Origin of the sequence: Streptomyces sp. NPDC047706 (assembly GCF_043204795.1) — a bacterium.
Lineage (GTDB): Bacteria > Actinomycetota > Actinomycetes > Streptomycetales > Streptomycetaceae > Streptomyces.
In genome coordinates this window covers 182,771-194,048 of record NZ_JBIDCW010000002.1, presented here as the reverse complement: position 1 = coordinate 194,048, position 11,278 = coordinate 182,771, and the positions used below count along the sequence as shown (strand labels likewise).

12 protein-coding genes and 2 pseudogenes are annotated in these 11,278 nt (G+C 70.9%); 5 read left to right on the top strand and 9 right to left on the bottom strand.

Going from position 1 to position 11,278, the window contains the following annotated elements:
- Nucleotides 1-44: 44 nt before the first annotated feature.
- The 3 genes and pseudogenes from ACGF8A_RS02795 to ACGF8A_RS02785 form a co-directional block, all read right to left on the bottom strand.
- Nucleotides 45-512 (bottom strand): YbaK/EbsC family protein, encoded by a 468-nt coding sequence (locus ACGF8A_RS02795; protein WP_393103509.1) that lies wholly within the window; start codon nt 510-512, stop codon nt 45-47.
- A 40-nt stretch (nt 513-552) separates the two neighbouring features.
- Nucleotides 553-1,110 carry a helix-turn-helix domain-containing protein gene (locus tag ACGF8A_RS02790; protein ID WP_393103507.1) on the bottom strand — a complete coding sequence of 186 codons (558 nt, stop codon included), beginning with the start codon at nt 1,108-1,110 and terminating at the stop codon, nt 553-555.
- A gap of 423 nt (nt 1,111-1,533) precedes the next feature.
- Nucleotides 1,534-2,619 (bottom strand): annotated as a pseudogene (locus ACGF8A_RS02785) (FAD-dependent oxidoreductase); the annotation flags it as partial.
- Between the two features lie 190 nt (nt 2,620-2,809).
- Between ACGF8A_RS02785 and ACGF8A_RS02780 the strand changes: the two are divergent.
- Nucleotides 2,810-3,178, top strand: coding sequence for an ArsR/SmtB family transcription factor (locus tag ACGF8A_RS02780; protein ID WP_393103505.1), 369 nt, complete (start codon nt 2,810-2,812; stop codon nt 3,176-3,178).
- A gap of 51 nt (nt 3,179-3,229) precedes the next feature.
- Here the strand turns inward: ACGF8A_RS02780 and ACGF8A_RS02775 are convergent, their stop codons facing one another.
- Nucleotides 3,230-4,069 carry an aquaporin gene (locus ACGF8A_RS02775; RefSeq protein WP_393103503.1) on the bottom strand — a complete coding sequence of 280 codons (840 nt, stop codon included), beginning with the start codon at nt 4,067-4,069 and terminating at the stop codon, nt 3,230-3,232.
- A gap of 55 nt (nt 4,070-4,124) precedes the next feature.
- Nucleotides 4,125-4,439, bottom strand: coding sequence for an ArsR/SmtB family transcription factor (locus ACGF8A_RS02770; protein WP_393103501.1), 315 nt, complete (start codon nt 4,437-4,439; stop codon nt 4,125-4,127).
- Between the two features lie 102 nt (nt 4,440-4,541).
- Between ACGF8A_RS02770 and ACGF8A_RS02765 the strand changes: the two genes are divergently transcribed.
- The 3 genes from ACGF8A_RS02765 (at nt 4,542) to ACGF8A_RS02755 (ending at nt 6,217) form a co-directional block, all read left to right on the top strand.
- Nucleotides 4,542-5,177: a low molecular weight phosphatase family protein gene (locus ACGF8A_RS02765; RefSeq protein WP_393103499.1), complete on the top strand. Its 636-nt coding sequence runs from the start codon at nt 4,542-4,544 to the stop codon at nt 5,175-5,177.
- 47 nt (nt 5,178-5,224) lie between these two features.
- On the top strand, nt 5,225-5,644 hold the full coding sequence (locus ACGF8A_RS02760) for an arsenate reductase ArsC (RefSeq protein ID WP_393103497.1): 420 nt from the start codon (nt 5,225-5,227) through the stop codon (nt 5,642-5,644).
- A 339-nt stretch (nt 5,645-5,983) separates the two neighbouring features.
- Nucleotides 5,984-6,217 (top strand): hypothetical protein, encoded by a 234-nt coding sequence (locus ACGF8A_RS02755; protein WP_393103495.1) that lies wholly within the window; start codon nt 5,984-5,986, stop codon nt 6,215-6,217.
- Between the two features lie 269 nt (nt 6,218-6,486).
- On the opposite strand, the gene ACGF8A_RS02750 is transcribed toward ACGF8A_RS02755, so the two are convergent.
- The gene (locus tag ACGF8A_RS02750; RefSeq protein WP_393103493.1) at nt 6,487-6,804 is read right to left on the bottom strand and encodes a hypothetical protein; all 318 of its coding nucleotides are present in this window, start codon (nt 6,802-6,804) and stop codon (nt 6,487-6,489) included.
- Nucleotides 6,805-7,048: 244 nt separating this feature from the next.
- Between ACGF8A_RS02750 and rph the strand changes: the two are divergent.
- Nucleotides 7,049-7,150: pseudogene (gene rph / locus ACGF8A_RS02745) on the top strand (ribonuclease PH); the annotation flags it as partial.
- Nucleotides 7,151-7,795: 645 nt separating this feature from the next.
- Here rph and ACGF8A_RS02740 read toward each other — a convergent pair.
- The 3 genes from ACGF8A_RS02740 to ACGF8A_RS02730 form a co-directional block, all read right to left on the bottom strand.
- Nucleotides 7,796-8,785: a TerC family protein gene (locus ACGF8A_RS02740; protein WP_393103491.1), complete on the bottom strand. Its 990-nt coding sequence runs from the start codon at nt 8,783-8,785 to the stop codon at nt 7,796-7,798.
- Between the two features lie 103 nt (nt 8,786-8,888).
- Nucleotides 8,889-9,911, bottom strand: coding sequence for a hemolysin family protein (locus ACGF8A_RS02735; protein WP_393103489.1), 1,023 nt, complete (start codon nt 9,909-9,911; stop codon nt 8,889-8,891).
- Nucleotides 9,908-11,248 carry a hemolysin family protein gene (locus tag ACGF8A_RS02730; RefSeq protein ID WP_393103487.1) on the bottom strand — a complete coding sequence of 447 codons (1,341 nt, stop codon included), beginning with the start codon at nt 11,246-11,248 and terminating at the stop codon, nt 9,908-9,910. Before ACGF8A_RS02730 ends, ACGF8A_RS02735 begins: the two co-directional genes overlap by 4 nt.
- Nucleotides 11,249-11,278 lie beyond the last annotated feature (30 nt).

Below are 11,278 nucleotides of genomic sequence, written 5' to 3'. Positions count from 1 at the left end.
GAAAGGGTCCGGTGTGACGAGTGCGAGCAGTGACGACAGGCCGGTCAGACTCCTATGGCAGCGGCCTCACCTCCCGTCAGGGCGACCAGGTCTTCGAAGGTGGTGCGGAACATGGTGTGCGGCAGCCCAGCGCCGGCCCACACTTGCGGATAGTCGGCCAGCGCGGTGTCCACCAGGGTCCGCAGCGGCGCGGGATGGCCGATGGGAGCCACCCCTCCCACCTCCTGCCCCGTCGCCTCCAAGACGAACTCCGGGGTTGCACGCCGTACCTTGCGCACACCGACGTGGGCTGCTGCCTTCTTCAGGTCCACACGGTGGCCGCCGCTGGCCACGATGAGCAGCGGTGTGCCGTCAGCTTCGAAGATGAGGCTGTTGGCGATGGCGCCGACCGGGCAGGCCAGCTGCTCGGCGGCGGCAGCCGCGGTGGGCGCCGGGCTGGGCAGTTCGGTAATGCCACCGGGGTGGCCATACAGGGTCAGGGCTGTGCGGACACGTTCCAGGGCTGACGTCACAGGTGCTCCAGGTTGCTTCCCGACGGCGGGGCCAAGAAGGTCAGCGGCGGTCGGGTACTTGTGCGGGGTAGAAGACGACGAGGGTCGCACGGGTCTCACCGTGCAGACTCTCGTAGGAATGGGGGCAGTTCGCGGTGAACGAGATGAAGTCACCCGGGCGGAGATGTACCTGCCTGTCATGCGGGCCGACCAGCATTTCTCCGTCATGGACGATGAGGTGCTCCAGCACACCTTCACCGTGCGAGTCCGACTCGTACGTGCCCTCGGCCAGACGCAGGTCGAATATCTCGTACAGGGCACGTTCCCCGGTCGCGCTGTGGACGAGTCGCAGCACAAGGCCGTCATCCCGCACCACCATGCCCTGGTCGGCCCGGGTCACGTGAGGCTGCGGAGCACTGTCTGCCGAGAACAGCTCCGGCAGCGGGATACCAAGGTGCGTCGCCAGAGACGTCAGCGTCTCCAGCGTCGGGTTGCCCTGCCCGCGTTCCAGCTGGGCCAGCGTTGCTTTCGCCACAGAAGCCAGCCTGGAAAGTTCGTTCAAGGACAGGCCCCGGGCCAACCTGGCACGGCGGATCTTGCCGCCGACCTGGGCCGTCACGCTCGTACTCGTCACAGCCACGGAGCGTACTGGTCACCCCCGAGGACTGGCAAGACGGCCGATCGGTCGCTATAACGACCACCGATCGGGAAGAGACGCTCGTCGCCCGGACTCCAGAGCGACAGCACCCCCTGTCGCCACCCCCCGCATAGTTGTACGCAAACACTCGACGACGCGGGACCAGTACCCCGAGGCCCAGCAGCACGCGCCGCCTGTGGCCTGCGGATAGAAGGTGTTCCCTGGCAAGACGGCCGAGAAGATCCTGGAAGCAGAAGCAACTACCCACAGTGACAGACCGCGAGTATCTGATCCTCGTTCACCCTGCAAGAACAGCTCCCAGGCGGTTGGAGGAGATACCCGCGAAGCGGCCCCCCCGGGGGGCGCGTCGGCGGGTTATACGCCAACCCCCCCCTAGAACTCCAACTCGGGGTGGGCGAGCTCACCCACGCCGTGGGGGTGGACGGTGCCGCAGGAGTGGACGTTGGGGTCGATGAGCGGCGCGAGCGCCGTCGGGGCCTGGAGGCGTTCGTCGAGGCCGAGGCGGATCTCGGAGAGGAAGGTGAGGTCGGGGCGGAAGCCGGTGAGGACGATGACTTCGTCGACCGGGTCGAGGCGGCGCCCGTCCTCGGCGACCAGGATCAGACGTCCGTCGGCGTCCCGCTCGACGGCCTCGGTGCGAAAGCCCGTGGCAGAGCTGGCGTGGCCTGCCTCGACGGCGGCCTTGGCGCGCAGGCCCAGGGCGCCGCGGGCCGGAAGCTGGTCGGCTTCACCGCCGCCGTAGGTGTTCTCGCCGATACCGCGGCGCAGAATCCACACCGTGTGCGTGCTGTTCTCCTCCTTCGCGAGGTCGGCGAGGTGGGCGAGGGCCGTGAAGGCGGAAGCGCCCGAGCCGATCACGGCGGTGCGCTTGCCCGCGTACCGGGCACGGACAGCCGGGTCGCCGAGGTCGGGGACGCGGTAGGAGACGCGGTCGCGCGCCGCCTTTTCGCCGAGGGCGGGAAGACCGTCCGCGCCCATCGGGCCGGGGACGGACCAGGTGCCGGAGGCGTCGATGACGGCGCGGGCGGCGATGCGCTGCTCCTGGCCGTCGGCAAGCTGGATGTGGACGGTGAAGGGCTGCTCGTCGCGGCCGGAGTCGACGACACGGTCACGGCCCGCGCGGGCGACGCCGGTGACTGTGGCGCCGTAGCGGACCCTGCCGCCGAGGATGTCGGCGAGGGGCTGCAGGTATTCCGTGGCCCAGTCGCCCCCGGTGGGAACGGTGGTGCCGTCGGGGCGGACCCAGCCGGTCGGTGCGAGCAGTTTCTCGGCGGCGGGGTCGGTGACCTCGGCCCAGGGGGAGAACAGGCGAACGTGGGCCCAGTCGCGGACGGCGGTGCCGGCGCTGGGCCCGGCTTCCAGGACCAGCGGTTGCAGGCCGCGCTCGACGAGGCGGGCAGCGGCGGCCAGGCCGACGGGGCCGGCTCCGATGACCACGACGGGCAGTTGGCCGGTGGTGGGCGCGATCACGGCATTCCCCTTTGCTTCGACGTTTGTCGATGTCTTACGGGCCAGGATGGCACCTGATTCGACAAGCGTCAACATAGACGTATGTCGAATCCGGGAGGGTGAGGCGCGGCGCGGCGGCATCCATCCGTGTCGCGGCCGGGGGCCGGTCCAGCCCTCGCCCACTTGGTTCGACGTATGTCAACATAGACGTATGTCGAATACGAACGGGCTGTCACTACTGGAGCCGGCGGGCTCTGACGTCGTGGTGCCGTGCTGCCCGCCTCTCACCGAGCGCGCGCTGACCGCCGACGAGGCGGAGAGGACCGCGCGAATGTTCAAGGCGCTCGGCGATCCGGTGCGGTTGCGTCTGTTCTCACTGGTCGCCTCACACGCGGGTGGCGAGGCGTGCGTGTGCGACATCTCCGACGTCGGCGTCTCGCAGCCGACCGTCTCCCACCACTTGAAGAAGCTGAGAGAAGCCGGGCTGCTGACTTCCGAGCGGCGTGGCACCTGGGTGTACTACCGGGTGGAGCCGTCGGTGGTCGCCGCGATGGGGCGGATGCTCGGCACTCTCGGCTGAGCCGAGCACCGACGGGCGTGAGGCGGGGACGGCCGGGCAGTGCCTGGCTGTCTAGCTCGCCGGCCGCGGCTGCTCCTGCACCGTGCGGCCGGGGCCGAAGATGGCCGAAACCAGCGCCAGGCCGACCGCGGCACCGACGAGTTGCATGCCGATGAAGGGCGCGACCGAGCTGGGTGCGACGCCTGCGAACGTGTCGGTGAAGGCCCGGCCGACGGTCACCGCCGGGTTGGCGAAGGATGTGGATGAGGTGAACCAGTAGGCGGCGCCGATGTATGAGGCGACCGCTACGGGTGCGAAACGCAGCCGGTCGGTGCGCGCCAGGCCGAAGATCAGCAAGACCAGCCCGGCCGTCGCCACGACCTCGCCGAGCAGCAGATGTCCCGCAGAGCGGTCATGCGTGGACCACTTGACCAGCGGCTCGCCGAACATCGCGTCGGCCAGGACGGCACCTGCGACGGCCCCGGCGATCTGGGCCGGGATGTAGGCGGCGGCCTCGCGCAAAGTGACACCGGCGCCGCCGCGTCGGGCGGTGAACCACCCGGCGAGTGTGACGGCGGGGTTGAAGTGCGCGCCGGACACCGGGCCGAACAGCAGGATCAGCACACCGAGGCCGAAGACGGTGGCCGTGGAGTTTGCCAGCAGCTGAAGGCCGACGTCCTTCGTCAGGCCGGTGGCTTGGATGCCGGAGCCGACCACGACCGCCACCAGCGCCGCCGTGCCGACCAGTTCGGCGGCAGCCTTGGCGATCAGCGGAGGGGTCTGGGGCGGGGTGGCGCCCGGGGCTTGCTGCGGCTCGGCGGCGGGGGTGGCGCCCGAAGCTTGCTGCGGCTCGGCGGCGGGGGTGGCGGCCTCCCCGGCTCTGTCGTACTCGGTGGCCTCGACGGCGGTCAACAGGGCTCCTCGGTGCGTGCGGGATGACGACGTGCGGCGAACGGGCGCCGTGGAATCAGGGGCAGGACCGCTTGACGTTGTTCTCGGCGGTGGCACGCGCGGTCTCCGCCAGGTCGGCGAACTGCCCGGCCAGTGAGGTGAGGACGTCGGGCTTGAGCCGGTAGTAGGTGAACCGGCCGCATGGCTCCGTCTCCACGACCCCGGCTTCGCGCAGCACCTTCAGATGGTTGGAGAGGTTGGTCTGTCGGGCCCCCGTCTCCTCGATCAGGTGTGTGGTGCAGAGCGTTTCCCTGGCCAGCAGGGTGACGATCTGGAGGCGGAGCGGGTCGGCCAGCACCCGCAACAGATCAGTGTCGACTGACGTCAGCATGGGCTGATACTCTCACACCACTCCGAGCTGATACCAGTCTGAGCTGATCTTTGGGACCCGAATCCCCACATCCGTGGGGACCCATGCCCCGAAGGGGTTCCCATGACCGCATCCCCGCCACCCGTACTGCCCGACGACCGCCTGGCGTCCGGCATCGCCCGCCTTGCCCTGCGCTACCGCGGGCGCTTCTCCGCCGAGACGATCCACCGCCTGGTCATCGACTCCTACGAGCGGCTCGCCGAGCACGCCAGGGTCCGCACTCACCTGGTGGTCCTGGCCGAGCACCTGGCCACCGAGCGCCTGGACGCCCTCACCCACATCGAGGGCGCACCGGGTGTCGGCCTGCCCCGCGTGCTGTTCGTGTGCAGCCACAACGCCGGCCGTTCCCAGATGGCGGCCGCCCTCCTCGCCCACCGCGCGGGCGGCCACGTAGTCGTCTCCTCCGCCGGCACCCACCCTGCCGCCGAGGTCGAGCCGTTGGTCGCCCAGGTCCTGACCGAGGCCGGGGTCGATCTGACGGACGCCTTCCCGAAGCCGCTGACCCAAGAGGTCGTTCAGGCCGCCGACATCGTCATCACGATGGGCTGCGGCGACGCCTGCCCCGTGCTGCCGGGCCGCCGTTACCTGGACTGGCCGGTCACCGACCCCGAGGGCGCCCCGATCGCCGTCGTACGCGGCATCCGCGACGAGCTCGACGCCCACATCACCGACCTGCTCGCCTCTCTGCCGAGCACCTGAACCACCCCCTGCACAAAGCTCCCGGCTCACTTACGAAGGAAGAACCAATGCCGTCCAGCCCGCTCGCCTCCGTACTGTTCGTCTGCGTCCACAACGCCGGACGCTCGCAGATGGCCGCCGGATTCCTCTCCCACCTCGCGGGCGACCGGATCGAGGTCCGCTCCGCCGGCTCCGTTCCCGGAGACCAGGTCAACCCCGCCGCGGTGGAGGCCATGAAGGAGGTCGGCATCGACATCTCGGCGGCCCAGCCGAAGATCCTGACCACCGAGGCCGTCCAGGCGTCCGACTACGTCATCACCATGGGCTGCGGCGACGCCTGCCCCATCTTCCCTGGCAAGAAGTACCTCGACTGGGCCCTGGAAGACCCCGCGGGCAAGGGCGTCGAGGCCGTCCGCCCGATCCGCGACGAGATCGAGACCCGCATCGAGGCCCTGATCGCCGAGATCGACGCGCAGCGGGAGGCATGACCCCGGTGACCGGCACTGGCCCGCGTGGAACAGGTCGTGCGGGTAGCAGGCGCTCTCCGACGACGCGGACGGGCGGGACGTCTGTCAGGTGATCAGGGCGGGCCGCTCTCGCGCCGCCTGTCTCCATGGCCGCCCGTCACCGCGCCAACCAGCCCGCAGGGTTCACCAGTTGGCCGGACTCGGTCATGAGTGCCGGGGGCTTCCGAGCAGTGTGCTTCGCATGGTCGCGCCCGAGGCCGGCGTAGCCCGGGAAGCGACTCCGGAGCCGTGCCCGCGGAGGGTCACCCTGTCGGATGCGCTCAGCAAGCAACAGGTCGCGAGGGTCTGCATGGTGAGTGCATGAACACCACACCTCGCTCCAAGAAGGCAGTTTCCCGGATCTCCCGAGCACTGGCGGTGAGTGCCGCCGTCGGCATCGCTTGTGCCGCGGGGGTGGCAACCGCCACGTCAGCGGTGGCCGCGACGCCCGCCACACATGTCACGGCCCAGGCCGCCCCGGCTTACGGCGGCGGGGACGGGGACGAGTTCCAGTGCGGCAACGGCCTCCTCCCCATCCTCAACTTCTGTAACTGACCAACGTGTGCGGGCATCTGCCGCCCGCGATCCCGCGGAACCGCAGAACCCGCAATCCCGCAGAACCGCAAAACCGCACATCGAAGAAGTCCACCCGTCCTTCCCAGGGCGGTCGGGGAGAGAGGCTCAGCCTCTCCCCGGCCGCCCTGCCGGCACAACCGGGCTCACCCCACCCGCTGGACGACCCGCACCCCCTCCGCGTCCGGCCGGTGCCGGGCTCGCGGCCTCCGCCGACGACCTGGGACCGGGCGACCGGAGATGTGCCGGGGTCACGGCCCGGTCCGCCGCGCGAACCGGTCGGAGAGGGCCGCGCCACCCTGCAGGCCCAGGCTCAGGAACAGCAGGTGCGGTGTGGTCGCGGACCGCAGGAGGTCCAGGGCCTCGGGGGACACTCCGGCCAACTCGGCCACCGCCGGCACCAGGCCACCCACGTACAGCACGAGCGCGGAGACCCCCTGCACCCGGATTCGCGGCGAGGACCAGCGTGCGCGCGCCCTCTTCGGCGCCCAGCCGCGGAGCATGGCGATGCCGAGCGGCAGCAGTACCGCCGTGAACAGGCCGATCCAGCACCACAGGAAAACCGTCACGTCCCGCTCCTCTTCCCGTACTTCCCGGCGCGGAGTCTGCCACCGCACGTGATCCGCCGTCACTGCCGGGATCCGGAAGTTCTCGGGCGCCCGGACCGCGCGGACACCGCGGACACCGCGGGCCACCACCGTGCCCACTCCTCGCCCGGTCGTGCGTGGGCCGGGCCGGTCCGGCGCGCGACCGGCCCGTCTCCAAAACAGCCGGTGTCCTCGGCTCGCCGCACGACCGGGCGGTTGCCCCGGTCTTCTCTGCTCCGTCTCCGTCACCGAAGGCGTCCCGCGGTGGCGCAAGGGCAGCGGCGAAGGCTGGGTCACGGCCGCGGGCAGGGCCGCTGGAGTCCGTGGAACATCGCGGCAGCCGGGCTCTCGCGCCCGGCCACCGGAAAGTGCGGTGCGGTGCGTGCCGGGCCGGGCGCCTTGCCGCCGTGAGTCCAGTGCGTGATGGGCACACTGAACGCCAATTGCCGGCGAAGAGTGCCTATTCTTCAGGTATGGATGCTGACAGGCGTTCGACGGCACGACAGGGGGCCACCCGCGCGTGCCCCGCGTGCGGCAGTCCCGTGAACGTGGAGGTCAGGCGGCACAAGACCATGGGGATGTTCGTACCCGTGTGGAAGACGGGCCCGTGCCACAACCCGGAATGCTCCGCTTCCGAACGCGGGCCGCAGCCCGAGCGGAGACGGGGCGAGGAGGCGACTTCGTAACCGCCGGGCCGTACGGCGCTGTGGGGTGCCGGCAGGCAAGGCGGCCGGGTCGTGACCGAGCCGCGCCAGCCGTACTCGGCCGGGAGGATGGTGACACGCCCGCGCCGGGCCGCCCGTACCCGGGCTGACCGAGGACGCCGCGGTCGCCGGCGCGATCGACCTGCTGCGCCGGCGCCGGGCGGCACTCGTGGCGGTCCACGACACGGCGGGCCGGCTCACCGGCACGCCCGGACGGTCTCCTGGCCGCTTCCACAGGCCGCGGGCGGACTGACGACACCGTCGGCAGATCAGCTTCCCGGTGGGTGGTCATGTTCCCGGGAGGCCGGGGAGGGCTCGATCTCGGCGATGGGGCGTGGGTACCGGATGCTCAGCGCGACGGACCCGGCCAGGACCACGACGATGACGGCCAGACTCACCAGCGACGGGATCTCCGGGATGCTGCTGCTGAACAGTTCGTGGGATGCCTGGAGGATCAGCTTCACGGCGATGAAGGAGAGGATCAGCGCCAGTCCCGTGCTGAGGTAGTGGAACCGGTCCAGCAGACCTGCGAGCAGAAAGTACAGGGCGCGCAGGCCGAGGATGGCGAAGGCGTTGCTCGTGTAGACGATGAAGGCGTCGTCGCTGATCGCGAGGACGGCGGGCACACTGTCCACGGCGAAGATCAGGTCGGCTGCCTCGATGGCGGCGACCACGGCGAGGAGCGGCGTGGCGACCCGTTTGCCGGCCTCCTTGACGAAGAACTTCATCCCGGCGTACTCGTCCCGCACGGGCATGACCTTGCGCAGCAGCCGCACGGCAAAGCTCTTGCCGGGGTCGAAACTGTCCTCCTCCTCCTTGAGGATCTTGTAGGTGCTGTAGAAGAGGACGGCCGCGAAGGCGAACAGGACCGCGGTGAACCGGCTGACCACGGCTACTCCGGCGGTCAGGAAGACACCGCGGAAGATCAGCGCTCCCATGACGCCGAAGAACAGCACGCGGTGCTGGTATTCGCGCGGGACCCTGAAGTAGGCGAAGATCAGCGCGAAGACGAAGAGGTTGTCGACCGACAGGCTCTTCTCCAGCAGCCACGCGGTGGTGTACTCCACCCCCGGAGTCGTACCGAGGACCAGGAAGACCACCCCGCCGAAGACGAGAGCGAGGCCGACCCACACCGCGCTCCAGGCGGCGGCCTCCTTGAAGCCGATGACATGCGCCTCGCGGTGCGCCAGAAGGTCCACCGCCAGCGACACCACGACGGTGACGGCGAACGCCACCCACAACCAGACCGGCACATCCATCGCGAGTCCCCTCGTGCGGGCGGGTGTGAGAAGTCCGTCGTAGTGAAGAGTCTGACGCAGCCGCTCCCGCTTGTCGCACGCACCCGCTCGGGGCGGCCGGTGGTCAGGCGGCGGCCGGGGCCGGTCCCACCAGCTCGGACAGGACGTCCTCCATCGTCACGAAGCCGATGACCTTGCCGCCCTCGCCGAGGACACCCGCGAGATGGCTGCCTTCGGCCCGCAGAGCGGTGAGGGTGTCGTCGAGCGGGGTGTCGATGCGCACCCGGGTGACCGGGTGCAGGGCGGTGGGCGGGAACGGCCGGTCGCGGTCGGCCGCGCCGAGGGTGTCCTTGATGTGCAGGTAGCCGAGGAGGGTGCCGTCGGGGCCGGTGACCGGGAAGCGGGAGTAGCCCGCGCCGGCGGCGACACGCTCCAGCCCGGCCGGGGTGATGGTGTGGTCGACGGTGTGCATGCGCCGTGCGGGGACGAGGATCTCGCCCACCGGCCGCGTTCCCAGCTCCAGCGCGTCGCGCAGGCGCTCGCCGTCGGCGGGGGTGAGCAGCCCGGCCTCGCCCGCCTCGACGACCATGCGCGCGAGCTGGTCGTCGGTGAAGACGGCCTCGACCTCGTCCTTCGGCTCGACGCGGAGCAGTCTCAGCAGGGTGTTGGCGAAGGCGTTGATCCCGAACACGAACGGCCGCAGGGCCCGGGTGAGGGCCACCAGGGGCGGGCCGAGCAGCAGGGCGGTGGGGACGGGGGCGGCGAGCGCGATGTTCTTCGGCACCATCTCGCCGATCAGCATGTGCAGATACGTCGCCACGGTCAGCGCGATCAGGAACGCGATCGGGTGCACCAGGGCGGGCGGCAGGTGGGCCGCCTCGAAGGCGGGCTCCAGCAGGTGCGCGATGGCCGGCTCGGCGACCGCGCCGAGGACCAGCGAGGAGACGGTGATGCCGAGCTGGGCGGTGGCCATCATCGCGGACAGGTGTTCCAGGGCCCACAGGGTCGACCGCGCCCGCCTGTGGCCCGCCTGGGCGCGGGGTTCGATCTGGCTGCGGCGCACGGAGACGAGGGCGAACTCGGCACCGACGAAGAAGGCGTTGGTCAGCAGCGTCAGGGCGCCGATGGCGAGCTGCAGCGCGGTCATCGGGCGTCCTTTGCGAGCTGGACCGGACGGGCGGTTGCGGGTTCGGTGATGCGGACACGGTCGGCGCGGTGATGGCCGACCTCGATGACCTCCAGCCGCCAGCCGTCGAGGTCGACGGTGTCGCCCTCGGCCGGGATACGGGCGAGACGGGTGGCGACGAGGCCTGCCACGGTCTCGTACGGTCCCTCGGGTGCGGTCAGTCCCAGCTCGGCGGCGAGCTGGTCGAGGCGGACACCGCCGTCCGCCTCCCAGATGCCCCGGCCGTCCCCGCTGCGGGGCGCGGGCAGCAGGTTGGGGGCCTCGACGGGGTCGTGCTCGTCGCGGACCTCTCCGACGACCTCCTCCACGATGTCCTCCATCGTCGCGACGCCCGCCGTGCCGCCGTACTCGTCGATGACGACGGCCATGGTGCGATGGGCCCGCAGGCGCTCCAGCAGCCGGTCGGCGGTGAGGCTGTCGGGGACCAGCAGGGGCGCGGTGGCCAGGTCGGTGACCGGGGTGACGAGCCGCTTCCCCGGTTCCAGGGCGAGGACGTCGCGGATGTGGACGGTGCCCATGACCTCGTCCAGGCTGTCGCGGTAGACCGGGAAGCGGGACAGACCGGTGGCGTGCGTGAGGTTGGCCGCGTCGGCGGCCGTCGCGTGCGCTTCGAGTGCCTTGACGTCGACCCGCGGGGTCATGACGTTCTCCGCGGTCAGTTCGCCGAGGTGCAGGGTGCGCACGAACAGCTCGGCGGAGTCCGGTTCCAGGGCGCCCCGGGCGGCCGAGTGCCGGGCGAGCGCGCCGAGTTCCTCGGGAGAGCGGGCGGAGGCCAGCTCCTCCGCGGGCTCCAGGCCGATGCGGCGCACGAAACGGTTCGCGGTGCCGTTGAGATGCCGGATGAACGGGCCGAACGCGGCCGTGAAGCCGCGCTGCGGCCCGGCGACCACCTTCGCGACGGCCAGCGGCCGGGAGATCGCCCAGTTCTTGGGCACCAGCTCGCCGACCACCATCAGTACGACGGTGGAGACGACCACGCCCAGCACGGTCGCCACGGGAGAGGCGGCACCGCCCAGGCCGGCCGCCTGGAGCGGGCCCCGCAGCAGCGCGGCCAGCGACGGCTCGGCGAGCATGCCGATCACCAGCGAGGTGACGGTGATGCCGAGCTGGGCACCGGACAGCTGGAGGGTCAGCCGGCGTACGGCCTTCAGCGCGCCCTCGGCGCCCCGCTCGCCGGCTTCGGCGGCGCGCTCCAGTTCCCCGCGCTCGACGGTGGTCAGCGAGAACTCGGCCGCGACGAACACCGCGCAGGCCAGGGTGAGAAGGAGGGCCAGCAGGAGCAGCAGGACCTCGGTCACCGTGCCACCCCCGTTCCCTCGTGCTCGTGG